Origin of the sequence: Azonexus sp. (genome assembly GCF_030824335.1) — a bacterium.
GTDB lineage: Bacteria > Pseudomonadota > Gammaproteobacteria > Burkholderiales > Rhodocyclaceae > Azonexus.
Map to the genome: position 1 here is coordinate 1 of NZ_JAVBXX010000004.1, position 25237 is coordinate 25237.

Here is a 25237-nt window from a genome sequence, read left to right on the forward strand (position 1 = left end):
GCCGCCGGCGCCGACTTGGCTTCTGGATTTCCATCGAAAGTGTCCACCATCGTTTTTAAGGGGACACGATCTTCGCGGTCTAGCGCGTCAATTTACAGATGAGTTTGCCGGGCGCTTACTCACAAAGTGCTTGCCAAGATAAATGGCCGGCGTAAAAAAGCCGCCCGCAGGCGGCCTCCAGAAACGCGTAGCGGGTACTTACTTTTTCAGCGCATCGCGAATTTCACGCAACAGCACGACATCTTCCGGCGTCGGTGGCGCGGCTTCCGGAGCCGGTGCTGCATCTTCCTTGCGCAGGCGGTTCATCTGCTTGACGATCATGAAAATAATGAAAGCCAGAATCACGAAATTGAGCAGAATGGTCAGGAAGGAACCGTAGGCAAACACGGGAATACCGGCTTTCTTTAATTCCGCCAGCGCGCTCAGATTGGCCGGATTGTCACCCAGCACGACAAACAGATTGGAGAAATCGAGCTTGCCAACAATAATGCTGACCAGCGGCATGATCAGGTCGCCGACGATGGAATCGACAATCTTGCCGAACGCCGCACCGATGATGACGCCAACTGCGAGGTCCATGGCGTTGCCCTTGACGGCAAATTCCTTGAATTCCTGGAGCATTCCCATGCTGTTTCCTTTTTGAAAGTTATTGGACGAACGAATTATTCGGTCTGGCAGGAAAAGGCGTCAAGCCAATTTCCGGCATGAGGCCGTCAACACAAACCTTTGACCAGACAATCAGCAGCGGCCTGCAGCACGGCTGAAGCAGCAGACATTAGCACGCTAAACACCCGTTACCGAACGCCATACCGGCATCAGCCGAAACCGCAATCAATCATAAATTGCTTGCTCCGCTGTGAATATGGTGCGGTTACCGCTGCCCAGGCAGCGAGAAACCCCGCGTCATCGCTCAGATCTTTTGATCCCCATGGATGGGGGTAGAGAGCGAAAGCCTGGGCCTCCGTATCAGGGCTGACATTCGACAAATACCGCTCTGCATTTCCAGTAAAAACGATATTCGGCCGGATGAGCGTAACCATCTCGGGATGCAGGAATCTAGTACGCAAACAGATCACCCGCGTAAACACTGCGCTGAGGTGGCTCAGCATCATCCGAAAAAAACTGTCTCCGAACAACAGCACGGTCTTGTCTACCTGCGCTTCAGGATTAAACACGATGTCCACCATGCCATCGTTGAAGCCGCCAGGGCTACGGAATCGTATTTTTGGCCAGTCGGGCTCCAATAGCAGCCCCTCCTGAAACAGCGGCGGATCGAACTTGCTCCCCAAGTCTCCCTGCCAGCGCTGCAGCCGCACGATCCGCGAACCGATCCGTTCCAGCGCGCCATCCGCTTCCATTCCGATCGCCTGCAGCATGATCCGCAGGACCGCCAATGAGCCATGATCGGTCATATGGGTATCAAGCGGCAAAAAAGGGCTTTTTGTCTCCAGTTTCAATTGGTCGGCGGGCCAGAGCACATGGGGGCAGAGCCTGGGGTTGAGGCACGCCATATAGGCGTCGCCCAGCCGATGCAAGGGGGTGAAGGGAAAGTCATCACTCAGCACCGATTGCTTGTCTGGAAAAATGACGTGCAAATAATTAAAGTTTGCATTGCGTGCGAGCACGACACGGCTAGCGATATTGTCGCTAAAGGCAGCCAGTGACTCCGCTGAAGGAGTGAGCTCACCGGTTGCGAACCTCAACACGCCGTGGTTGCCACCGATAAGGAAGGCAACATTGTTCCGCGTAAGTAATACGTCGCCCTCGGTCCTCCAGCCAAGGCCGGCAGAAAATTTTTCCGTCAGCGCCTGCAGGACAGCCAGGATACCGCTCCAGGAGGGCATACCGAGCGGCCCCTGCTCCACTGCATGTGCCGGCAAATCCAGGCGGATCGCACCGGGGAGGCTCGGCAACTGCGTGGCGATCCGGGTGAATCGTGGCGTCTCGCCCCGGCTACGGATCGCCGCTTCCGTAGCGCTCTCCCAATCAAATACAGGTTGAACGCACCAGAAATCAGGCGAAGTCGTAAAAAGTTGACTGAGTTGCGCTGACAGATCGGCACCACCTGCCGACACGACAACCGGCAGACAACTGGCCAGCGGATATTGTCGCAGTACCTCCGCCAGCGCTAACTGACCTGGACCACGATCGATCGGAATCAGTACCAGCCCAGCCTCTGCCAATTTTGCCTGCCCCGTGGCCCCAAGTGTTTGCATCAATACATCAAGCCACACTGAACGCCCGGTCATGAGTACAGGTTTGCCAGCCCAGCCACGAATCTGCCGCGCCAAGGCGACCAGATCGGCCTCGACCGTCGCCACGGCACGATCATAGGCGCTATTGGCGTCCAGACCATCGAACAACAATCCGTTCAAAAGCAAGTAACCGACTTGTGAGGGATGCGAAGAAGTATCGATGAACAGGCGTCGCACGTCATGCATTGGCCGACGCAGCAACGGCGACAAGTCAACGATGTCGAGGTCTGACAGGGCTGCGGTGATTTCATCATAGTTGAACACGGGGTGGTGATACCGCCCTTCTCCAAGATGTTTTCCAGCCAAGCGATCATGGACCTGGCGAGCAAACAGACACCAGAAAACATAGCGGGCACGCTCACCGAAGCGCTCATGCCATAGAGATAGAGCATCCATACTGCGCTTCAGCATCAGAAGATCATTTTCCATCGTCAGCGCAGCAGGGGTAATGCCGAGAAAACCATCCTGCAACAGTGGCCCACTACTGGCCGCAACATCGAGGGCGATGCCGTTCCCGAAACGAAAATCCGGCACCAGCAAGGCGAAATGTCCGGCCCCATCAAGCGCAGAAACGGTTTTTTCGTACAGCGCACCTGACCAGACTGGCGCACCACCAATTCCGAGAATTCTCCCTGCCGGCAGTGAACCGGGCACCACACCATCACGTCGATGCCACTGCCATCTAACGCTGTGTGACGGACCAACCACTACGTCTATTGCCTTGGTCTCCTTTGTCATCATTTCAGACATCCTGCCGAGTTGTATTGGCGTAAAAAAACCATTTTTCAGACAGCCTTCCATTGCGCTTCGCCAGACATCAGTCATTAACCCGCGGCGCTGCCTGCTCTTGAATAATCGTTCGGCCTCATCCCGGTCACCACAGACAAAGGCCAACTGCAACAGTGGCCAGTCATAGTCACCAGCCACCAAAGGCTCATCTCGCAACTCATGCAGAAATTCAACGGCAAGGCCCCGGTCGCGCCTCCGAACTAAATTGATGGCATGTTTATGCAAGATGAGCGTTGTGTTGGCAGAATCGAGTCTTCGGCCAGCCTTTTTCTCAGCCGACAGCATTGCGACTGCGGCTGCCGAGAAACGGCACGCAGCCTGGGGTTTACCTCTCCGAAGCAACTCACTCCCCGCCCCAGCCAACGCCACTGGCGAACGATGACGCATCTGGCGTAACTCAAGCTGAAACTGCTCCAGCTGAAATGTTCCATCAAAGATACTGCCGACTGTCGAGGACAAAATGCCACAATCGCGCAACATACGCATCACGGAATGTTCGGCAAACCTGACAGGCACATATCGTGCGTCTCCAGCATTTCGAAGGATCATTTCGATGTGCTGCTGGTCCAGTTTGAATCCTGGGTCACAAAGCAGCCAAGTTGCGGGAGGAGCCCCGACCTCCAGCCATTTGTCATCACAATAAGGAATCCGCTTACGATCCTCAATCCAGCGGGGATCAAAACTCGCTCGAGAGAGATCAACGCTGGCCTGCGGATTTAGCGCCAACACACCTGTTGCCCCAAGCTGCCTCGCAAACATCAAGGCACCGTTGCCGCCCATGCTCGCCCCATAGGTCCAGACCTCCTGGTTCCGCGGCAGATTGCGCAGGATAACGTCCAGTGCCAAAGGCATATCTTGGCTTTGCCACCAGTGATTCCATTTTGGTACGACATGGATTCCGGTGATTCCATTTTTTATGAGAAACGCACGTCCAAACCCTTCAAGACCTGTCACAGGGCCGGGTCTTGGACCAGGTAGCCGGGGAAAGAATGTGATTACCGTCTGGCGGCTGCCTGAGGCAGCAACCATGATGACCGCCACATCCTCGGTTTCAAACAATATGTGCGAGGAGCCGTTCGACTCGGTCAAATTATTAACACGGCAATCCATAAGATTACCAAATCAAAACGCCCTTATCACAAATCTCCACCCTCTGCATCCGCCTCTCCTTCATCGCTTGTTCAATCCGCTCATGCATCTTGATGGCCAACGGCTCCGGATTTTCTCTCAGCGGCACATCGGGATCGGGAGCCACCGCCATGAGTCGCCCTGCCGCACTTGCCGCATGGCCGAACAAACGCTCAACCAGATGTGCCAAAGCACCATCATTTGCCCCGGACTCGGGCGCAAAGGAGCTGATCGAAAGATCGAGCGTATCTACCAGCGGTTGCAGACAAGAAAGCCGAACCCAGAACATCGTCCCCGCGAAGAAACCTTCGCCCTCGGCCGCCCCAAAAGCCAACTGGGCGAGCGTGCCCTGATCGTGATAGGGATAATCCTCCAGTCCAAGGTAGTGCGGCTCGGGACCGACCATGTTCAGGTCGGGCAAGGTGCGGAACGCATCGAGGATGGCTCTTACCCGCTCCTGACTGCCTAGCAGTGCATCAAACGCTTCCTCCCGCCAGAGGTCACCCAATTCTGGGCGCAGTTTCCCCGCCACGTAATAGCCACGCTTGGTCTGTATCTTCAGAACCGCGTCGTAATCCCTGTCGAGCAGCATGGGCAGAAGATCGGTAAAGGGGCCGATGTCACGCCCCCGGTTGGCAGCTTGATAGAACACCGCCTCCGGATAAACCTCGCTAACCATGGCCTCGATGCGTCGTGTCCCCCAAGCTGGCATGGTGACAATCAGATCGAAGGCTTCCGGGATCGCGCGCAGCTTTTCCAGAATTCCGGGGACTAGATCGCGATAATACAGATGCGCGACCACGGCAATGCGCCGGCGGCTTCGTTTCAGCCGACCACGCACTTTCGCCATGTTGCTATCACGCCGAGCAGATTCGTCAGGAGCCAGGGGGTAATCGCTCAACGGATTCCCATTTTTTGACAGAAGGAAAGCAGCCGCTGCTGACAGGTGTTCTATTAATTCCTGTTCTGACACCCCTGGCAAAAATTTTTGTGGGGTACGTTTCTCGCTCAGACCGTGGGAAAGGTAATGGCTCAGCGGATCGAGTCCCGCTTGTTTTACATCCGGATGCAACTCCAGATAATGCTCTGGATTCAGTACATTACCGATGGAGACCAGTGTTTTTACTCCATCAGGGCTGGCAATGGTCTCGCGTAGCCACGCCGTAAAGTCTTTGGGGTCTTTCAAACCGCTTTGCCTAAGCAGGCGGAGAGAAACTCGCATCCATTGAATTTTAGCGACCTCAATCTGACTCTGCTCTGAAGCTGTGGACGTAATTGCGTCCATGACCGGGCGACTGAAATCATGATTTCCCGGTTTAGAGTGACCACTAAAGGCTGCCGATTCCGCATAAGCTTGGGCAAGAGGGGAGATAACGTCCCAGAACCCTTTAGCTACAGCCACCGGATCATTGCCATGTGTCTGATAGAGCCGGTTGATCAGAGCAATTCGATGTTTGAAGGACGCAATGTCAGAGCGGACGCGTGACGATTGCAAATATCCCCCCAAAAAGAAACGACGCAGCCAACACGCCCCTTGCAAATAAGTGGCGAAATCGAAATTACCCGCAAGAAAATCACCCAGCGTTGGAAATAAATCGCGAGGTTTGTAAACGGCATCTCCCAGTACTACCACGGGCTTGTCGAAATAAAGCGCCTCGAAACCCACAGAGCTATTTACCGTTATCACAACATCCGACATGCTGATCAACTGGGCATTGTGAGGACGGTCTGATGCAGGTTCGAGCCATATGATCTGTTCTGCCCATTCATTCAGAGCAGCCCTGGCCATAGTTGATGCGAAAGCACTCTGCGAACGATGTTTCGTGGCCGGGTGGGGACTGATGATCGTAGTGAAACCTGCCTCTGCGAGCTTTGGCACGACATCAAGCACGACATCACTTAATGTTTCATAGGGTGAGAAGCGCAGCAGGTTTGCATCGTCGAACAACTGTAGCGGCAGGAAAGCTAGTTTTGCTGATCGACTGACCCGTTTGATGAGTTCCCCTGGCAAAGGCTGGAACTGCTGTTCGTAAGATTGAAGCTCCGAATTCTCCGAATAGGCCAGCAACGCCTCATGACAAGACATTGGCACACCGCCGACGATATCACGCAAATCTGCAATGGAAAGTTTGGGCACCATTCCGGCGCCGTTGGTGCCATAAGGATCCATTACCAGTGAATCGAGGAAAGGTGGGCGGGTACAGCCAAGTTCCATTGCAATGCGGGTGATGGGGCGATCCTGAATAAAACGGGACACCGCACCATTTTCACCCCAGTGGATGATCAGATCGAATGGAAAACGCTGCCAGATTTGTTCAAGGATCAGCAGGTAATCCTCTGATACATGACCTGTACCAGCCATTAGCTCACGCCAGACAGGCATTCCCTCAGTAGTCCAATTCAGGTTGTAACAATCAAAAATTGCCTCTTCTTCATCGGTCGACCGAATTAACCGCTCCTTAAGAGGCTCAAGGTATTCCTTGATCTCATTAAGCGTAGCTCGATTTGCAAACAACCTCGTGTCCAGATGAGGGTCTGTTACAAGCACGGGCAAGAATCCCTTGGCCACATCACGGAAATAACTCTTTGAATCCCTCAAGGGGTGCGGCTCGACGTACAAAAGAACTTTCACAGCAGTTCTCCCAGTGTTACAAGCCCGTCCACCGTACAGTTGTCTTTCAAGAAGGAAAAGTTGCGCGCTGCTAATGTCACCTGATCGCTTCTGCCAAGAGGCTCAGAAAGAGCTTCGTACCAATCATCGAGATTGGCGGCAAGTGTTATGTGATTGCTCCCAATCACCTGCATGTCGGGAATCGGACTGGTGATCAGCCGGCAACCAGATAGCGCCGCCTCCAGAAACTTTACTCGGGATTTACATTCGTTAAATGCGGTGTTTTCCAGCGGCGCGATGACAGTGCTGCATTTGGACATCAGACCCGGCAATTGCAGGTAGTTCACGACAGGCCCCACTGTTACGTTTGGAAGCGATGCAAGGCTCGGGGGTACCTTAACAGGGCCGATGACAAGGAGTTTCAGCCGGCGATTCTCAGACAGGACGCGATGCAGGACTACCTCAATCACGGGAAAATCGTGATCGTGGCTCTTGGTACCGGCAAAATAGCCGATCATGTTCGAATCCCGTGCCAGAAAAGGTGTTCCGATTGACTCTTGAAAAGCGAGTACAGATTCGGGAACGATATTGGGCACCACCATAACCTCTACCCCCGGGTTGTACTCGCGAGCCCGATCAGCGAGGGACACGGTCGATGTTGTAACCCTATCAAAGCACCGAAGGCCATCGAGGTTACTTGAGAAGGCGGCGATGGCTCGCTCCGGAGTGAGGGAACCGTTCTTGGCTGCCGAAGATTCCAATGCGAGTTTTTCGTCTCCAAAAATCAAGTCGTCGTAATCTGCAATCAAACACCGCTTAAGTCGCCTCAGAATGGTGACCGCTTCGCAAAACATGCTCCGGGCCGTATTAGGCCGATGAAAGACGTAAACGTCGTAATCGAAGCATGGTTTTTTATAAAACTGTTCAGCCGAGTAAACCGCACAGCAGACTCCAGACTTCAGCAGGGTTTCTGCCGGATGATAAGCACGATAACGTACCGATGGGTCGTGCAATGGCCTATCACCACGCCCTGTTTCCGAGATGAAACAAACCGCTTTAGCTTTCATGAAATAGCCACCTGCATTAAGTCTTACCAAAATTGATACGCTGCGTATGCCTGAGAGCACTCAATCATCTGCTAAAACTCCAGCCACGCGGGTTGATACCTCTCTTCGACCAGCACGTAGTCCGGCTCCCCGAAGAAGGTAGCGCAGGATTAATTTAAAACGTGGGTACGATGAGAGCTAAGACCCTACTTAGCCTTGCCTGGCTTGACTGGAGCAGTCTTGCTCTCGACAGAACAGGTGGTGTCGCTTCCTTTCTTGGAACCTTTTGTCTTTCTGGTAGCTGGCTTTGGGACACTGGTCGCCAAAGGTTCCTCAGACCCTAGGTTATTCTGTGTCCCGGACAGTAGCTGCTCAACGGCCTCCAGGTTCTGGCGAGCAGCAAGGTAATTCGGACGCAGTGCCAAAGCGCGACTCAGCGCTTCGCGCGCCCCATCCGTGTCACCCTTGAGGCGCAGAAGGTTACCGAGGTTGTTGTGCGTTTCAGGCATGTCAGGTTGCAGCTTAAGCGCCTCCTGGTAGGCGTTGATAGCATCATCAAGCTGCCCTAATCGTTTGTAGGCGACTCCCAGGTTGATGTAGGCGGGGGCAAATGTCACCTGAAGCCTCAGGGCACGCTTGTGGAAATTGATAGCTTTTTCAAGCTCCCCTCGGTCCTGAAAGATCATTCCGAGGTCGTTGTAGAAGTCTGCCCGCTCGGGCTCAAGGACGATGGCCTGCTGCACCAAGGCCATGGCGGAGTTGGATTCCTTTTTTTCGCGCATGACCATACCCAGGCCATGTAGGGCGTCAGGATGGTCTTGATTCAACTGCAGTGCGGCTTGGTAGAGCTTCACCGCCATGTCAAGTTTGCCCGCCCGATGTTGTTGCATGGCTTGTTGTATCAGTTGTTGAATCGGTTCTGGCATTTCAACCAGAGACTGCAGCTGTTTGATTTTGCCAGCCACCTCATCGGAGGGCGTCAAGGCATGTGCCTTGCGGTAGCTTTGCAGGGCATCAGCCCATTTTCCCAACTGCTGTTGAGCCAGGCCGACTTGGGCTAACACGGTGGCCATGGCAGCGGGGGTTGCCTTGTTCTTGGGCGCGGAAACAGCTTCCCATATCTTGCCCAGTATTTTCAGGGCATCAAGTGGTTTTTCCGTTCGGTTGTAAACCATGGCTAGCCCCATGCTGGCAGCTATGTTACCGGGCTGGACTTCCAGAGCCTCACTGTACAGCTTGGTTGCCGCGCCGAAATCGAACTCTTCAAGTTTTTTGGCGGCTTTTTTTAGCAGGTAAACCAAGTCTTTGGCCATCGTTTTTTCCTCTCTTGCAATTTTCTAATGAGGGCGTAATTTACAGCGGCCTATCCTGAAGAACCACTTCTCTGTGAGACAAAGCCCGTTTGAGATTATCCAGTAACTCCCTGGACTTTATCCAAACATCAATGCTCCCACTCAACGATTCCGGCGGAGGAGCTTGAGCGGGCTCACCTTCAAAGTAGCGCTGACAGAAATTTGCGAGCCGGTCGGTATCGATAGCCCCGGACAGTGTGTAGCCATATCGACTAGTAAAAGCCTTGGAGCCGCCAGTCTGCGTGAAGGCCACCACCGGTACACCAAGGGCCAATGCTTCGAGTACAACCAAGGGGTTGGGGTCCTCACGCGATGTCAGCGTGAACAGGTCTGCTAGCTGGATGCCGGCATAAGGGTTATGTACCGTATTGGTCCAATACAGGTTCGCCAGCGGTTTTTTCTTGTTGAGGCTCAGGGCTGCATTGTGCTGAAGCACAAAATCGTCATCGTCCCAACTCCCGATCCAAAGAAAGTCGCTCCAAGGCATGCGTTCCGCAAGATGCCAAAAGATGTCGCAACCTTTGCGCGGCACTGCAGTGCCACACATAGCAATACGCTTTCGTCGTGCAACAGTGCTTTTATTATTTTCAAGTTTCAATCCGTGGACGTTAACCAGTTCGCTTGGCGTCTTCTTTGCCTGCCTTCGAATGGATTGGATGTCGACCGCAACGCCAAACTGCAGGCCACGCTCAAGGGGGTAGGCGAAGGACTCCATGAAGTCGCGCTGGCATTCTTCTGAAGCATAGACAGCATAGTCGCAGTTCGCTACGTCATAAGGATTGAAGAGGTCGTTCCGCTCCAGCGCCAACATGCCCTGTTTCATTTCATGAACATGGAGAACATTCGGCCTTTGGCTGATCCGGGCGATACTGATCCACTCTGCTGCCGCAAGGGAATTAACGTAAATGAGATCTGGATTGACGCGTCTTACCAGGTCAAGTCCAAGCGACACCCGGGTTTCGCGCGCCTCGGTTACATCCTCATGAAAGGCGTCGTCAATGACAACCTCCTTGAACGCCGCGGTATGGATATGCTGGCGCAGGTTGCCATCTTGGCGCGCAAGCAAGGTGACTTTGACTTGTCGGGCAAAGGCTTCGGCAATTTGCAGGCCTAGCTTGGGGGCGCCGGTAAGGCTAAGGTCATGCAGGACAAAGAGGATATGCATATCAATCAGCACCAGTAGAAGCGATAGCCGAGTTGTTTCATTACGTTACCGAAGAGGCGCTCCACGGCATGTTCCATTTGCCCGTCCATATAGAAATCCAAATCACGGTTCTCTGCATCATTGAAGGCCTGCAGATGAATGAGTTGATGCACGCGTTTTAGAATATCTGGGCGCAGCAGCATCATCGTGCCTGATACGTACTCGCACTCCCGCTTGTCTTCATCGATCTCGAAAATATCGAGAAGGCGGTTGTAAAGCACCTCGTTTTTTCCGATCAGTTCCTGACGGTGTTTTGCAGCGCCGATAATGCCGATTGACGGGTCTTCCGCAAAGGCGGCGAGGTTGTTCCTCACAATATTGGTCGAACCCAGGGTGGCCTGAAGCAGGTTCCTGCGCCAAGTGTTGGCGTGATGCGCAGAAATGTGCTGGCTTTTCTTGCTGTGCACCAGAGCAATGGCGAGATAATCCTCTGCATCAAACATCTCAAGTAAACGCATGTAGCCTCCAATGTCCCGGCCTGCGTTAGGCGAGATGAGGATACGTGCAGTGGAGTGTTTCTTCCGTATCCGCGCAATGACGCCTGATGACCACGTGCTTTCGACGAGATTGACATAAAGATCGAAGGCTAAATCGATGTTGTCTAAATAGTGGTCCAACTCCTCCCAGAGGTCCACGTAGTAAAGGTGCATCAACACGCAGAGCGGCTTTCTTTCCCGCAGGTTGGACAGTCGGGTTGTGTCGAACGTCTTGTTTTCACGAGGATGGCTACCGAAAACGTCATCGAGGTTATACGCCCGAGCTTCGCGAATCCCATGTTTCAGGTAGTGTGACAATGCATCCAAGGGATCTGCCCCTATCGCGTTTTCAAGATCGGGGTAGAGACTCAGGTAGGTCTTGGACGAAAAGTCGATGGGTACGAAGCGCGGAAATGCCTCCGCCCAGGAAAAATATTGCTTTAAGACATTGATCTGCTCTTCTGTTAGGGGCCGCTCTAACGCAGGCGCCGAAACACTACCAGGGAGGCTTAATTCCGGGCTGGCTCGCCCCAAGAAAAACAGGCTGGCAACACGCGGGTCCACCGTAACCTTGGCCGGGTCAGATGGCAGTATCCCCAAGGGATAACCTACTTGCCAGTAGTGGGTAACCATACAACAAGCTTCATATGCTCCCGGGCAGTGGGCCGTAAGCCAATCCACGTCAAGCAGTCGGTGGGTCGAAAAATGCTTGAAACAGCCAAGACCAAGATAATGTTCGATTGCATCACAGTCGTGGGGCAGATTATTAACCGCCTTGTAGTAGGCCGCATCGAAGAAGATATTTGGATGAATCTTGCGGCCAGTATTGGTATGGAGGTGGAAAGCGGCCTCCCAGGTTGTGCAACCGCCAAGACCAAGTTGTTTCGCCACATATGCCGGATCGATGAGTGTGGACTCTGCGAGCTGCACGATACGCGAGTAGAGAACGCCGTGGTCTTGCTTGCTGATGAACTTGCCTACTCGCATTAGTTGCTGAGTTGTTGGGTCTTCTTGGCCATCGGTCGCCATCTGACCTGGCGTGTTGCTAGCCTCGACGGATTTATACAAAGACATCACTGCGTATAAACGCTGATAGGCCGTAAGCAGAATTGCAACCACGCTACTTGGCGCAACGGTCTGCGCTTGGAAAGCCATGAGTAACGCCTCCACAGCTGCCTGATAACGGTGTTCTCTCAAGGCATGGACCCCTGACGCAAATGCTGCATCAGGGGAGACTTGAGGTACAGATTCATTTATGGGCTTGGAGGGCTGTTGATCACGAGTGGGCTCTGCAGGCTTACTCAATAATGCAATCGACTGTCCAAGGGGGTGACTTTCCCAAATGGGCTGGGCCGCGTCGATGAAACCTTCAATCTGAAACCCCAGATGAGCAGCCCAGATACTGATAGTGCTGCGTTCGATAAACATATTAAGATGGCCCAAGGTGTTGTGCCGAGTCATCTCTGCAGTGTGCTCAAAAACATGCCAATGATGCGGCTCGGCAAACTCCAGAAATGAAAAGACCACCTTACCGCCCGGGCGAAGAACGCGCGCGCACTCGGCAAGATAGCAATAACTTTCCGTATGTAGCAGGTGAGTGAACAGGCTAAAAGCGCTGATCATGTCGACGGAAGCATCAAGCAGAGGAAGACTCAGTTGACGACTCAGGATGAAGCGGTAATTTGGGGCCTTGCTTTGTGCGTAATCCAGCAGGGCCTGAACGATGTCAATGCCAGTATAGGAAATCCCATCCTGTTCCTGATGCAGGATAGTGGCCAAGCGGCCGCTACCACAGCCTAGATCAAGTAGGTGCATCCCCTGCGAAAGCCCTACCGACTTTAAAAGTTCGGCTTGAATGCGGCCGAATAGTTCGTAGTCTCCGCCTACCGCAATAGCCATCGCCTCGTCGACAGGGTAGGTAGCTACGAGCTGTGCAACCAAGCGCTCGTAGTCTTCAACAAAGTGAAATTGGGCCATTTCTAGTGTGCTTCAACGGGAGATTTGGAAGGCATCGATCAGCATGGAATCGTGAGACGGAGAGCAGGCATTATCCCTCCAAGGATTGGATAAGCCGAAGGAAGGAGGGAAGGCTGACTGACCTGAAATCGTACTTCTCGACTACGGTCTTTCTCGCGTCTTCCCGAAGTCGCAGGTACGTATCCGGCCGTGCCAAGGCATCAATCACGACACAAGCAAGGCCGCCAAAATCACGAAATGGGACCAAGAGACCATTTTTACCGTGGCAGATAACCTCCTCCACCGGGGGGGTCGCCGAGCCGATGACGAGGCAGCCTGCGGACATGGCTTCCAGCATGGACCAGGACAGCACGAACGGATAAGTTAGATAAACATGAGCACGGGAAATCTGCAGAACCTTCAGGAAATCAGAATAGGGCAACTTGCCGGTAAAATGCACGCGACTCAAGTCGATGCGGTCCGCCACTTCCTCTAGATATTTCTGTTTCCAAGTTTCGCCCTGAGGAGCGGGACGACCATAACTGACTCCGTCGCCACCAACAATGACCACGTGGCAATTCGGACGGGCAGAGAGAATCTCTGGCAACGACCGCATGAAAATGTGGTAACCCCTGTATGGTTCCAAATCACGACTGACATAGGTCAGGACTTCATCGCCGGCAGAAAAGGTTTTACCGTCAGCGAGGGTGATTACCGCATCGGGGTCGGGTTTCACCAACTCCGTGTCGATGCCGTCGTGGATAACGTCAAGGCGGGGCTGGTAGACCTCCGGAAAGCGGCTGCGTTGCCATTCGGTCGGACAAATACCCCGGTCGCACGACTCCAAAGCCATCAAGGGTAAGGCGTTGAGGCCACGGACGTGAAAAATGTCATTGAATGTCTTTGGAAACTCGCTGTCGAAACCAACATCAGCTCCCGTCCGACTGTAGTAATACTCGAACAGGCCAATGATTTTCGCTGCTGGATAGACATCGCGCAGGAAGATGGAGTCACCCCAGCCGGTGTGGACGAATATCACATCCGGTTCGTAGCCCTGGCGCTTATGCTCAAGAAGGGTATTGAATACAGCATGGGCGCGGCGCATCGCGTGATTGAGATTTTTAGCATTGGGATGCTCAAACGATTCGTTGCCTCCCGGAATTGCATAGCGAATCACAGGAATATTTGGAACGCTCTCTTGAATCGGGATTTTCGCGATATCACCCATTCCGCAGACGCTTATCCCATCGACGAGAGCCAGCTTGGGTGCGAGGCGCGCATACTGCCCAGGAAATGACGGATGAATAAACAATAAGTCCATGCAGGAGAAATTTTCTGATGAATAAACTCGGTCGCAGCTTGGACCGGCCGAAAGACCTTGTCAGCGCGACGTAGTCGCCAGGAGGGCATGGATAATTCGGATGGGGTTTGGACAGAAGGCAAAACCCAGATTCGAGATTGTGTTTCTCGAATTGTGCTGCTCTATCGATCTAAATCATAAAAGCCCGCAAAAGCGGGCTTTTATACGTGGCGATATGTCAGCCAAAATTGAAGTTTACCATTTCGGAGGTAACCTCCTCGACGCTAATGCCAACCAGCGTAATAGAGGCTTGTCCATGGACAAATTCAAAAACAGCGTTGCCATTGACGTTTCGAGCACTGGTCAAGAACGGTGCAAGGTCGGACAAGCTATTGATTATGTCGGAATCAAAGACCAGGCGATCCACCGAGCCGCTGAAGTCATCGATTCTGTAATGGCCAGCCTCGTTAAAGCCGAAGGAATCGGCACCGGAGCCGCCCACGAGAGTGTCCGAACCACCGCCACCAACCAAGGTATCGCTACCTCCGCCACCGACAATGGTTTGGTCGGAGAGATCACCGAATACTCTGGTTGCGTTGTTGTCAACGACAACCACCTTGCCTCCACCCACAAGCATGGCATTGTCGACATTACTGATATTCAGGGCGCTGCCAGCCTGGATACCACCGAGTACAAAAGTGAACAGATTGGCCATCCCCTCGACAGGGTTGGAGGCCACGAAGTCTACGTCCGCACTGGACCTGCCATTGTTTGTTGTAGAGAAACTTACAATAGAAGCTGCAAAATAGGGATTAGGGGCTAACGCCGTTAAGACTGCGACAGCTTTGTCGAAGCTTTCTCTGTAAGCTGTAAACTCAGCCGTATTTGTTACACCTTCCGCCTCAGCTGCAAGCTGAGCCTGATGCATCTGGCTATTCAAGTGTTGTACGGCTTTAGCTGGCGTCAAGCCTTGCGGAGGCGTGCTGACACTAAAGCTGACACCGGGGGGAGCCTGTATTCCAACAGATAAAATACCTTGATTCAAGTAAACCGTGACGGGATCGCCCGCCTTGCCAGCAAGGAACGTTTTACTGGATACCGAACCTACAACACTATCGCCAGTGGTGCCCCCCACGAGAGTACCCAAACCGTTACCCCCAAGGATGCTATCACTACCAGCCCCCCCAACTATTGTTTGATGACCCAATTGATCAACAGGACTAAAAGACTGACGGGACGACAGTACAGTTACCCCTGAACCACCCGCAATGAGGTTTACAACATTACCAATCGGAGTAGCGAAACCTGCACCTGTCACACTTTGCGATCCTGCAATAGGCGCCTGGATTACAGAGACACCATACTCCGTCACAAGACTGTTAAAAACATCTCGGACCCCTCCGTTGGAGGGTAAATCCCAACCAGCAGTAACGAAAAGTCCACCTGGTATAGTAGCCATTCAGTTTTCCTAACAAGACAAGAGTTACTAAGCTTGCCCCTTCTTTACAGAGGGCGGCAGACGAAAGAAATTTCAATGGAATACAAACAGGACTTAGCACAAAGCTTTATTGGGGATAAATTTATCATCAAATCATCAATTTTGCGACGTCGACTATGCTGAAGAGATTCAGGCATGAAATCCAATGTATATTTTTCTCATATCGCCCTGCCTCTCAAGACAAGGGTAATTTAGTACGGATTCCCCCTTTTAAATATCAAGCGCGCACTTGCCACGAAGGAATATGCCAGCACCCACGGCCGACAATCGAGAGATGATTGACAAGGAGCAGCAAAGCATCCTGCTTGCTCAAGTCGTCAGCATGTTCGAAGCCACTCCGAACATTGCAACATACACACAATTAGTCGACATCATGGACACGCTGGGGAGTCAGCTCGACCTTTGCCGATGGCTGGCCAGCACAGAGCTTTTCCGTTCTTCCGATTACTTCCCGGACTCTCTTGGCAATACTGCCTTTGCAGAAAAAATGTGCCGGTCTCTGCTCGGGCTGGTGCCAGATTTTGATTTCTCCACCCTCCCGCCGGATCACGATTTCCTCCGGGCCTACGAGTGGATCAGCGACAGCCTGAGCATTCAAGATCGAGGCACGGTTATTTTTCAGGCGATCGATGGTCTGCGCAACACCAGCGCACCGTCCTTTGCTGAAGCCCGCGCACGCCTGGAAAACCGGATTGAGGTCGCTGCTCATTACGTCGAGAACGGCTGGAATGCAGAAACCATCCATGAATTGCGCGCTATTCTCTCAGCCGTCGATGCAAGCTCAGCAAGCGTGCTCAAGGCTATTCAGGGAATTGACGCCACACCACAGCGCTGGACGTTCATGGTTTACATGGTCGCCGACAATAATCTTGAGCCTTACGCACTTGAGGATATTCGGGAAATGGCTGCGGCAAGCACGTCCGGCAGCATTAACCTGACCATTGCCATCGACCGCAGTGCTGGTTACGACAACTCGGCGGGAGATTGGACAGATACCCGCAGCGGCCTCCTCCAGCCCGAGTGGACTCCCGAAAACATCGCTGCCAACCTGACAAGTCTGGGAGAACTAAACATGGGAGACCCCATGTCCCTGACCTCATTCATTGATTGGTCATCTCAGGTAAGCAAAACGGATCGCTACGCCCTTATCTTGTGGAACCACGGCCTCGGTGTAAAAGGTCTTGGTGTCGATGAGGGCAACAATCGGGACGTACTCGCCCTGGATGAAATCAGGGTTGGCATCGAACGCTCGTCGCTGAAGCAACTCGACCTCATTGGCTTCGATGCCTGCAGCATGTCAATGCTGGAAGTCGCTGCTGCCATTCGAGGATCTGCGCGTGTCATGGTTGCGGCAGAGGACCTGGTGCCTCTTCAAGGCTGGAACTACACCAAAGTCATTGACGGACTGGACTCAAATGCGTCCAGCCCTCGCAATGTTGCCACGACCATAATGCACGAATACGGTATTAGCTACCCTCAAGCGAATGACGCGTCTCTTTCTGCCTTTGACCTCTCTCAACTCAGCGAAATCTCTCCCCAGATAAGCGCCTTCGCGAAGGCCGCCGCCAGTGCCTCAGTCGCTGATTGGCGAATAATCGAAGCAGCACGGCAAGGTGCACCTTATTTTTTCGACAACAAAGGCGTTGATCTGCCCAGCTTCATTGACAACCTGCTCGGAGCCAACCCTTCCTCTGGTTTGCTTGCCGCCGCCAGCACGCTTTCGGACACCCTGCAGCAGTCGTTCATCGCTCCGCCCCCAGGTGTAACGGACCCCGGCGGGATTGCCATCTACTGGCCCCAATCCCCCCCCTCCGAATACGATTTCGGCAATTACAGCGCCATCACCCAGTCACTTGGCCTATTGGCCTGGCACGATTTCCTGCTCGATTACTGGCAGCACACCTGAGATTCGGCGTGTCGGTGATAACGTCTTGCGTCCGCTGTCCGAAAATCAGTCCGGCGCCGCCAACCAAAGCAATTCCTCCGAGCATAGTCAACACAAGCCCTTGACCAGACGATCCGCAGCGGCCTGCAGCGTTTCCTCGCGCTTGGCGAAGCAGAAACGGACCACCTTGTCGTCGCGACCGTCGGCATAAAACACCGAGACCGGAATCACCGCCACACCGACTTCGCGGGTCAGCCACTCGGCAAACTGACGGTCCGGCATGTCCGAGAAATGGCCGTAGCGGACCAGTTGGAAATAGGTGCCGCGACTGGGCAAGAGTTCGAACGGCGTCGCCGCCATCAACTGACGGAAGAAATCGCGCTTTTCCTGGTAGAAGGCAGCCAGCCCGAGGTGGCGCGAAGCCTCCTGCATGTATTCAGCAATCGCCAGTTGCGACGGCGCATGCACGGTGAACACGTTGAACTGATGCACCTTGCGGAACTCGGCCATCAGCGCCGCCGGGCCGACCACGTAGCCGATCTTCCAGCCGGTGATGTGATAGGTCTTGCCGAAGCTGGAAACGACCAGTGTGCGCGGCGCCAGTTCGGCATGGCCGCACAGGCTGGCGTGCTTTTCGCCGTCGAACAGGATGTGCTCATACACCTCGTCGGACAGCACGACGATGTCGGTGCCGCGGACGATTTCTGCCAGCTTTTCCAGGTCGACCGCAGAAATCAGGCTGCCAGTCGGGTTGTGCGGCGAATTGACGATGATCATCCGGGTTTTCGGCGAGATCAGCGCCCGGACCTGTTCCCAGTCCGGGGTGTAATCAGGGAACTGCAGGCGGGCATAAACCGCCGTGCCACCCACCGTCTCGATGGCCGGCACATAGGAGTCGTACACCGGATCGAAGACGATCACCTCGTCGCCCGGCCGGACGAAGGCGGCAATCGCCGTGAAGATCGCCTGCGTTGCCCCGGCGGTCACCGTGACTTCGGACTCGACATCGAAGCGGGTGCCGTACAGAGCGGCCACCTTGTCGACGATGGCACTGCGCAATTCCGGCAGGCCAGCCATCGGCGCGTACTGGTTGCGCCCGGCCAGCATGTGGCGGTGCATGGCATCAAACAAGGCCGGCTCGGCCTGAAAATCCGGGAAGCCCTGCGACAGGTTGACCGCACCGCACTCGGCGGCCAGGCGCGACATCACGGTGAAAATGGTGGTTCCCATGGCCGGGAAACGGGAGTCGATCTGGATGGCGGTTTGCATGGCTGAATGGCTGGTTTTCGATGGCCGCACTATGCCACAATGCCGCCCCATGAACATCGACGGCACCCCCACCCGCACCCTGCGCGCCCATCCCGAACAGCGCGCCATCGACATCATCGACCAGACCCGCCTGCCGCATGCGCTGCACTGGGTTCGCGTCAGCACACTGGACGAGGCGGCGCACGCCATTCGCGCCATGCAGGTGCGCGGCGCGCCGCTGATTGGCGCTACCGCTGCCTATGGCCTGGCCATTGCCTTGGCGGCCGATGCCTCCGACACACATTTACAGTATGCGGCCCGATTATTGCGGTCAACCCGCCCAACGGCAGTCAATCTGCACTGGGCGCTGGCGCGCATGGAAAATGTCCTGCAACCGCTGTCGACCGCAACACGCTGCGCCGCTGCCTGGGCCGAAGCCGCCGCCATCGCCGAGGAAGACGTGGCGCAGAACGCCGCCATCGGCCAGCACGGCCTCGCCTTGTGGAAGGATCTGATCATCGCCGACGGCCAGACGCTGAACATCATGACCCACTGCAACGCCGGCTGGCTGGCCACCGTGGACTGGGGCACGGCGCTGTCGCCGGTTTATGCCGCGCACGATGCCGGCGTGCCGGTGCATGTCTGGGTGTCGGAAACCCGGCCGCGCAATCAGGGCCTGCTCACCGCCTGGGAACTGGAACAGCACGGCGTACCGCACACCTTGATCGCCGACAACGCAGCCGGCCTGCTGATGCGTCAGGGCAAGGTGGACGCAGTGATCGTCGGCGCCGACCGCATCGCCGCCAATGGCGACGTCGCCAACAAAATCGGCACCTACCTGAAAGCGCTGGCCTGCGCTGACAACGGCATCCCCTTCTACGTCGCCGCGCCACGCTCGACGCTCGACTTCGCCTGTGCCGACGGCGCCGACATTCCGATTGAGGAACGCGACGGCGACGAATTCCGCCTCGTGCACGGCATCGACCAACACGCCCAGCCCTCGGCGCTACGCCAGTTGCCGGCCGGCGAGGACGTGGCCAACCCGGCCTTCGACGTGACACCGGCCTGGCTGGTCAAAGCCATCATCACCGAACGCGGCGCCTGCCCGGCCAGCCGCGACGGCCTGTTGGCGCTCTACCCGGAAGAAGCCGGGTAAAGATGAGAGAATCCTCGAATTGATTTCCGCTGCGAGGCCTGCCATGTCCAATGCCGCAAGAAAACCCCACCTGCTCAGTCCTGAGGAGTATCTGGCCTTCGACGCCGAGGCCAGCGAAAAACACGAATACGTCGATGGTGAAATCCACGCCATGACCGGCACGACGGTGAAGCACAACCAGCTAGCGGGCAATCTCTATCTGGCCTTGCGCAATCACCTCACCGGCCAGCCCTGTTCGACTTTTTTTGCCGACATCAAAGTCCACGCCGCGGCTGCCAACGCCTTTTACTACCCCGACCTCGTCGTGCGTTGCCAATCTGCACCGCTCGCCGACGAGACCCGCCTCATCACGGACCCAACACTGATCGTCGAAGTGCTGTCGCCCTCGACCGAAGCCACCGACCGCCGCGAAAAACTCGCTGCCTACCGACGCATTCATTCGCTTCAGGAATATGTGCTGATCGCCCAGGATGAATGCAGCGTGGAAATTTATCGGCGCAACGGCGATATCGGCTGGCATTACCTGGCCTTCACAGACAACGACAGCGTCGAATTCGCCAGTGTCGGCCTGCGCCTGCCGATGGCCGAGATCTACCGCGCGGCATGACCGACCTGCGTCAAAAACTGATCGCCACCGCCCAGGCCATGGCCCCGGCCGGCCTGAATCGCGGCACCTCGGGCAATGTCAGCGTGCGCTGCGGTGAAGGTTTCTACATCACGCCCACCGGCCTGCCCTACGCCGCGCTGAGCGAGGACGACATCCCGCTGATGGCCATCGATGACAGCCCGGACGGCAGCTACAGCGGCCGTCGCAAACCGTCGTCCGAATGGCGTTTCCATCGCGACCTTTACGCCAGCCGGCCGGAAATCGGCGCCGTGCTGCATGCGCATTCGCCGTTCGCCGTCAGCCTGGCCTGCCTGCGCCTGGACATCCCGCCCTTTCACTACATGATCGCCCGCTTCGGCGGCAGCACGATCCGCTGCGCCGATTACGCCATTTTTGGCTCGCAGGACTTGTCGACCGCAGCATTGGCCGCCATGCACCAGCGCAAGGCCTGCCTGCTGGCCAACCATGGCCTGCTGGTCGCCGCCCGCGATCTCGACGAAGCCCTGGCGCTGGCCAGCGAACTGGAAGAACTGTGCGAGCAATACTGGCGCGCCTGCCAACTCGGCCAACCGGTACTGCTGAGCGACGAAGAAATGGCCGCCGTGCTGGAAAAATTCAAAGGTTACGGACAACAGTGAGCCAACAACCATGAACGCCCACCACGACCTGTCGCGCTGGGAACAGACGCACGATTTTGGCACCAATAACGCCAAGGCCGAACGCGGCACGCGTCTGGTGCTGTGGATCACGCTGGTCACCATGGTCGTCGAAATCGGCGCTGGCTGGTGGTTCAACTCGATGGCCGTGCTGGCCGACGGCTGGCACATGAGTTCGCACGCACTGGCCATCGGACTATCGGTTTTCGCCTACGCCGCCGCCCGCAAATACGCCAACGATCCGCGCTTCACTTTCGGCACCTGGAAGATCGAAGTGCTCGGCGGCTACACCAGCGCGCTGTTCCTGATCGCCGTCGCCGCGCTGATGGTGTTCGGCGCCGTGGACCGGCTGATTGAACCGCAGCCCATCCGTTACGGCGAAGCCTTGGTCGTTGCCATCCTCGGTCTTGCGGTCAACCTCGGCTGCGCGGCCATTTTGCACAGCGCCGGCGGAGATGGGCACGCGCATGGCCACACGCATAACCATGATCACGACCATGCCCACCACCATCACCACGACGATCTGAACCTGAAAGCCGCCTACATCCACGTCATCACCGACGCGCTGACGTCGGTGCTGGCCATCGGCGCGCTGATCGGTGGCTGGTTCTACGGCTGGGACTGGCTGGACCCGGCCTGCGCACTGGTCGGCGCCGTGCTGGTCGCGCTGTGGGCGAAGGACCTGCTGCGCGATACCGGCCGCGTGCTGCTCGACCGCGAAATGGACCATCCGGTGGTCGAGGAAATCCGCGAGGTCATCGGCGAACTGCCGGCCGGCACGCAGATCACCGACCTGCACGTCTGGCGCGTCGGCAGCGGCGCCTACGCCTGCGCCGTCTCACTGCTGACGCACGACGCGGCGCTGACCCCGCTGGACATCCGCCAGGCACTCGCCATTCACGAAGAAATCGTCCACGTCACCGTGGAAATTCACCGCTGCGACGAGTGCCCGACCTGAAGCGACTCAGGCCAGCGCAGAGAGCAGACTGCTGGCCGAACTTTCCGGCTGGCCGTAAGCCTGCATCAATTGCATGATTTTCATCATCACCTGCGATTCCTCGCTGGCCGCCGGCTGCGTCGATGCTTGTTCCGATGCGCCGCCCGAGGCTTGCTGCTCGTCCTTGTAGGCCATCGCTTCCTGGAAGCTGACCTTGCCGTCGCTGTCGGCATCCGCCGCCTCGAAGTTCGACACGATGTCCGAAATCAGGCTGCTCCGCTTGCTGTCCGACGCACCGATTTCCGACAACTGGGCTTCCAGTTCCTCCTGCGTGAAACCTTCGTCATCAGGCGGCGGGGGCGGCGGCATGCCACCCATGCCCTGCGGCCCGTGCCCGCCCATGCCGTGCATACGCATCTGGCCGAACTGGGCATCCAGCTCCTCCTGCAACTTGCTCAAAGAGGAAGCAAACTCGCTTTCCGTAACCTTGCCATCGCTATCGCCATCCAGCGCGGCAAACACATCGTCGACAGCGCTCTCGTCGCCCCCTGAAATGGCACTGAAGGCCGAAGCCAGATCGCTTTTTTCCAGATAGCCCTGACTTTTGCTGTCCAGCCGGGAAAACAACTGGCTCATGCTTGAAGAATTACCGATACCGCTGATCATGATTGACTCCTTGAAAGAGGACAAAAACACCGGAAAACCACCCGGCACACCGCCTTGAGCCATTTATCGGCTATTTGCCATTAAAGTTGGCGGCGATCAGGGTTAAACGGTGTAAAAACTTGTCAAGGAATCGGTGAAATACTGCGGTCGACCGCAAAAACGAGCAAAAAATCAGCTAAATCGGCAAAACCTGCCTATGCAAAATCTCTCCTAAGTTACCCAGTTGAATCATCCAATCCGACCAGTGATTATCGATTTTTTTACCCGCGGGCAATTCGACAGCCCCCCGGCCAGAAGCAAACCTTGGATGCTCCCAAAAGAAGACATTGCCCCGGCAAACTTGTCTGGCATATTGATGTTGTTACACTGACACCAAATATTCCAAGTGATTGAAAATACTGGATTTAGGGCACCAAATCCAGCATCATCAATATCAATTTCTAAACGGACCCCTGCGTCCGCATATACACAGTAAGGCGCAAAACCAATGGGCATCGACAGATTTATCCCTCTTCAATGTACTGCGTCACCTGCATACGAACCCATGCAGTACTACGGACTGCTCGGAGATTACATTGGTGGTGTGTGGGGAACGCTGCTCACTGCTGCAACAGTTTTGGGTGTATTTCTGACTTTCTGGTGGTCACGGCGCGTGGACTACCGGGCAAAGACATACCAAGTGTTCGCCGAAATGATGAGAACTCACGAAGAAATCGTTCAGTCGCTTCGGATCGGGAGCAAGGCAGGGAGAGACACTTTTTCTTCTGTTCTGAGAGAGTTTTATGTAATTTACAAATTGACTAGAGAGGTCGAAGCTGACGATCTTGTCTGGCCGATTTCTGCGCGAATAGATATTGCATACACGTGCATGTTTTTCGGTGCGCACCTTTCATCCGAGAAAATCCTAAAGAATTACGGCCCTGAGAAAATACAAAGACTATCTGGTGCGATCCACACAGAAAGACAGAAGAAAGAGCCTGAACGTCGCCAGTTTGGTGGACACCAGTTGCGGTTATCGCACTACTTCAGAAACCTCTTTTCAGCCTATACGTTCATAGATGGGACAAACCTCTCAGATGAAGAGAAACTTTCTCTAGGTAAAGTTTTGCGCTCAAAGTTATCGAATCACGAGCAAGCGGTTCTTGCGTTAAACATCATGTCGCATTTGGGGGCCGAATGGGAAAGAACGGGGCTTGTTGAAAAGTACAAGCCAATCAAAAACCTGCCCGCATTTTTCCTGACCTTTGACAAGCTTTTCACAATTAAAGAACGGTTCCCCTACATAAATTTTGAATGGGAGACCACTGCTCATAAAACAGTAAAGGTGTACCGACTAAAATTTCGACAATGGTCACTAGTTCTTCTTCGGCGGCTTCCTCGGCGCCTAACAAATCGCTCAAGCGGACCGCCGACGGCGGCAGCTTAGTTCCAACGTTGGACGCCATGATTCCATACATTCGGCAGAACATTTTAGGCAATACGCTCCAATTGCCGATCAGTGAGCAGTTGTTCGAAGCTCTTGCCGAAGCTCGCGTTGTGCTTATGGCTGCTTTTGGACTTGAGGAATCGTATGACTTACTCATAGGCAACTACGTTGAAGTTGAAAAGGAGCTACTCGCCGCCGCAGCCAGTAATGCAGTTCAAGACCTCACCGAATATAAAGACTTCTTCGAACTTCGCTCTACGGTCAATCGCCGTGTCGTCAATCTGCTTACCACGACGCGGCTTTACCTCGACCAAGCGCCACAGCGCTTAGCCGACTGCGCGGTAGATCCAGATAACGCCAGAAGTGAATTCAGGCAGCGCACCACAGAGCATTACGACGGTTTCTTTAGTTATCGCTTCTTGGAGGCTCTGCGAAATCACGTTCAGCACTGTGGACTCGCCGTCCATCACCTGAGTTACACCAACAAATGGATCGGGGAGGGTGCTGAGCGTGCAATGGAGATTTCCGTTCAACCATTCTCTGAAAAACGTTACCTTGCTGCGGACGGTAAATTCAAGAGGTCCATCCTCACTGAAATGCCAGACAAAGTTGTACTAATGCTGGTCATACGAGAGTATCTCCAGTGCATAGGCAACCTTCACATGCTTGTGCGTAGTCATATTGCTGATCGCGTCCTGAAGTCTCGTCAATTGATAAGCGACCAAATTTCCGAGTATTCCAACAAAAACAATGGCATAACCATCGGACTTACTGCATTCCGGCTTAATTCCCATGGGAAGCAAGAGTCGTTGCCGCTATTCCTGGATTGGGACGATGTTAGATTGAAGCTTGTTTCGAGAAACTCCGGAATGGTTGCGCTTGGTCGTCACGTAGTAACAGGGCGTCCAAGGTAGAGACTGCATGAATGCCGTCCAATCAATCGCTCGAGCCGACTCACGTCGGCAATCCGCTGCTCGCGGCTCAGTTTGAGAGTTGAAAGTCCGCTTTCCAAAGTCCTGATCGTCACCCTTGGATCGATTA

Annotated in this window: 18 protein-coding genes; 7 read left to right on the forward strand and 11 right to left on the reverse strand. The window is 54.9% G+C overall.

What is annotated here, in order from left to right; genetic code table 11:
- Positions 1-198 precede the first annotated feature (198 nt).
- From mscL to RCI20_RS01420, 9 genes are all read right to left on the reverse strand, one after another.
- The gene (gene mscL, locus RCI20_RS01380; protein WP_306602697.1) at positions 199-627 is read right to left on the reverse strand and encodes a large conductance mechanosensitive channel protein MscL; all 429 of its coding nucleotides are present in this window, start codon (positions 625-627) and stop codon (positions 199-201) included.
- A 188-nt stretch (positions 628-815) separates the two neighbouring features.
- Positions 816-4133 carry a hypothetical protein gene (locus tag RCI20_RS01385; protein ID WP_306602698.1) on the reverse strand — a complete coding sequence of 1106 codons (3318 nt, stop codon included), beginning with the start codon at positions 4131-4133 and terminating at the stop codon, positions 816-818.
- 25 nt (positions 4134-4158) lie between these two features.
- Positions 4159-6804 (reverse strand): rhamnan synthesis F family protein, encoded by a 2646-nt coding sequence (locus RCI20_RS01390; protein WP_306602699.1) that lies wholly within the window; start codon positions 6802-6804, stop codon positions 4159-4161.
- On the reverse strand, positions 6801-7850 hold the full coding sequence (locus tag RCI20_RS01395; protein ID WP_306602700.1) for a glycosyltransferase: 1050 nt from the start codon (positions 7848-7850) through the stop codon (positions 6801-6803). Before RCI20_RS01395 ends, RCI20_RS01390 begins: the two co-directional genes overlap by 4 nt.
- Positions 7851-8035: 185 nt before the next feature.
- Positions 8036-9142 (reverse strand): tetratricopeptide repeat protein, encoded by a 1107-nt coding sequence (locus tag RCI20_RS01400; protein WP_306602701.1) that lies wholly within the window; start codon positions 9140-9142, stop codon positions 8036-8038.
- A gap of 40 nt (positions 9143-9182) precedes the next feature.
- Positions 9183-10346, reverse strand: a complete 1164-nt coding sequence (locus tag RCI20_RS01405) for a glycosyltransferase (protein WP_306602703.1) — start codon at positions 10344-10346, stop codon at positions 9183-9185.
- A 5-nt stretch (positions 10347-10351) separates the two neighbouring features.
- A complete protein-coding gene (locus RCI20_RS01410) occupies positions 10352-12838 on the reverse strand; it encodes a rhamnan synthesis F family protein (RefSeq protein WP_306602704.1) in 2487 nt (828 codons plus the stop codon).
- Positions 12839-12908: 70 nt separating this feature from the next.
- Positions 12909-14138, reverse strand: a complete 1230-nt coding sequence (locus tag RCI20_RS01415) for a glycosyltransferase family 4 protein (RefSeq protein WP_306602705.1) — start codon at positions 14136-14138, stop codon at positions 12909-12911.
- 217 nt (positions 14139-14355) lie between these two features.
- Positions 14356-15576: a hypothetical protein gene (locus tag RCI20_RS01420; RefSeq protein WP_306602707.1), complete on the reverse strand. Its 1221-nt coding sequence runs from the start codon at positions 15574-15576 to the stop codon at positions 14356-14358.
- A 283-nt stretch (positions 15577-15859) separates the two neighbouring features.
- On the opposite strand from RCI20_RS01420, the gene RCI20_RS01425 reads away from it, so the two are divergent.
- Positions 15860-17521 (forward strand): clostripain-related cysteine peptidase, encoded by a 1662-nt coding sequence (locus RCI20_RS01425; protein WP_306602709.1) that lies wholly within the window; start codon positions 15860-15862, stop codon positions 17519-17521.
- A gap of 87 nt (positions 17522-17608) precedes the next feature.
- Here RCI20_RS01425 and RCI20_RS01430 read toward each other — a convergent pair whose 3' ends face one another.
- On the reverse strand, positions 17609-18769 hold the full coding sequence (locus tag RCI20_RS01430; protein WP_306602711.1) for a pyridoxal phosphate-dependent aminotransferase: 1161 nt from the start codon (positions 18767-18769) through the stop codon (positions 17609-17611).
- A 49-nt stretch (positions 18770-18818) separates the two neighbouring features.
- Here RCI20_RS01430 and mtnA point away from each other — a divergent pair, with 49 nt between their 5' ends.
- Genes mtnA through dmeF form a run of 4 tightly spaced genes read left to right on the forward strand, consistent with a single transcriptional unit; the run spans position 18819 to position 22125 of the window.
- Positions 18819-19904 carry an S-methyl-5-thioribose-1-phosphate isomerase gene (gene mtnA / locus RCI20_RS01435; RefSeq protein WP_306602773.1) on the forward strand — a complete coding sequence of 362 codons (1086 nt, stop codon included), beginning with the start codon at positions 18819-18821 and terminating at the stop codon, positions 19902-19904.
- A 43-nt stretch (positions 19905-19947) separates the two neighbouring features.
- Complete coding sequence (locus RCI20_RS01440; RefSeq protein ID WP_306602713.1) at positions 19948-20511, forward strand: Uma2 family endonuclease; 564 nt, start codon at positions 19948-19950, stop codon at positions 20509-20511.
- Positions 20508-21149 (forward strand): class II aldolase/adducin family protein, encoded by a 642-nt coding sequence (locus RCI20_RS01445; protein ID WP_306602714.1) that lies wholly within the window; start codon positions 20508-20510, stop codon positions 21147-21149. Before RCI20_RS01440 ends, RCI20_RS01445 begins: the two co-directional genes overlap by 4 nt.
- Positions 21150-21159: 10 nt before the next feature.
- A complete protein-coding gene (dmeF, locus tag RCI20_RS01450) occupies positions 21160-22125 on the forward strand; it encodes a CDF family Co(II)/Ni(II) efflux transporter DmeF (protein ID WP_306602715.1) in 966 nt (321 codons plus the stop codon).
- A gap of 6 nt (positions 22126-22131) precedes the next feature.
- On the opposite strand, the gene RCI20_RS01455 is transcribed toward dmeF, so the two are convergent.
- Positions 22132-22770, reverse strand: a complete 639-nt coding sequence (locus tag RCI20_RS01455; protein WP_306602716.1) for an EF-hand domain-containing protein — start codon at positions 22768-22770, stop codon at positions 22132-22134.
- Positions 22771-23314: 544 nt separating this feature from the next.
- Here RCI20_RS01455 and RCI20_RS01460 point away from each other — a divergent pair.
- Positions 23315-24196, forward strand: coding sequence for a putative phage abortive infection protein (locus RCI20_RS01460; protein ID WP_306602718.1), 882 nt, complete (start codon positions 23315-23317; stop codon positions 24194-24196).
- A 17-nt stretch (positions 24197-24213) separates the two neighbouring features.
- Positions 24214-25110 (forward strand): hypothetical protein, encoded by an 897-nt coding sequence (locus tag RCI20_RS01465; RefSeq protein ID WP_306602719.1) that lies wholly within the window; start codon positions 24214-24216, stop codon positions 25108-25110.
- The last annotated feature ends 127 nt before the right edge of the window (positions 25111-25237 follow it).

Excerpts from the sequence above, each read along its gene's own strand:
- dmeF (WP_306602715.1), top strand. The coding sequence starts at position 21,160 with ATGAACGCCCACCACGACCTGTCGCGCTGGGAACAGACGCACGATTTT.
- RCI20_RS01405 (WP_306602703.1), bottom strand. The coding sequence starts at position 10,346 with ATGCATATCCTCTTTGTCCTGCATGACCTTAGCCTTACCGGCGCCCCC.
- RCI20_RS01395 (WP_306602700.1), bottom strand. The coding sequence starts at position 7,850 with ATGAAAGCTAAAGCGGTTTGTTTCATCTCGGAAACAGGGCGTGGTGAT.
- RCI20_RS01420 (WP_306602707.1), bottom strand. The coding sequence starts at position 15,576 with ATGGCTACTATACCAGGTGGACTTTTCGTTACTGCTGGTTGGGATTTA.
- mscL (WP_306602697.1), bottom strand. The coding sequence starts at position 627 with ATGGGAATGCTCCAGGAATTCAAGGAATTTGCCGTCAAGGGCAACGCC.
- RCI20_RS01455 (WP_306602716.1), bottom strand. The coding sequence starts at position 22,770 with ATGATCAGCGGTATCGGTAATTCTTCAAGCATGAGCCAGTTGTTTTCC.
- RCI20_RS01465 (WP_306602719.1), top strand. The coding sequence starts at position 24,214 with ATGATTCCATACATTCGGCAGAACATTTTAGGCAATACGCTCCAATTG.
- RCI20_RS01425 (WP_306602709.1), top strand. The coding sequence starts at position 15,860 with ATGCCAGCACCCACGGCCGACAATCGAGAGATGATTGACAAGGAGCAG.
- RCI20_RS01430 (WP_306602711.1), bottom strand. The coding sequence starts at position 18,769 with ATGCAAACCGCCATCCAGATCGACTCCCGTTTCCCGGCCATGGGAACC.
- RCI20_RS01415 (WP_306602705.1), bottom strand. The coding sequence starts at position 14,138 with ATGGACTTATTGTTTATTCATCCGTCATTTCCTGGGCAGTATGCGCGC.
- RCI20_RS01440 (WP_306602713.1), top strand. The coding sequence starts at position 19,948 with ATGTCCAATGCCGCAAGAAAACCCCACCTGCTCAGTCCTGAGGAGTAT.
- RCI20_RS01460 (WP_306602718.1), top strand. The coding sequence starts at position 23,315 with ATGCAGTACTACGGACTGCTCGGAGATTACATTGGTGGTGTGTGGGGA.
- RCI20_RS01410 (WP_306602704.1), bottom strand. The coding sequence starts at position 12,838 with ATGGCCCAATTTCACTTTGTTGAAGACTACGAGCGCTTGGTTGCACAG.
- RCI20_RS01445 (WP_306602714.1), top strand. The coding sequence starts at position 20,508 with ATGACCGACCTGCGTCAAAAACTGATCGCCACCGCCCAGGCCATGGCC.
- mtnA (WP_306602773.1), top strand. The coding sequence starts at position 18,819 with ATGAACATCGACGGCACCCCCACCCGCACCCTGCGCGCCCATCCCGAA.
- RCI20_RS01400 (WP_306602701.1), bottom strand. The coding sequence starts at position 9,142 with ATGGCCAAAGACTTGGTTTACCTGCTAAAAAAAGCCGCCAAAAAACTT.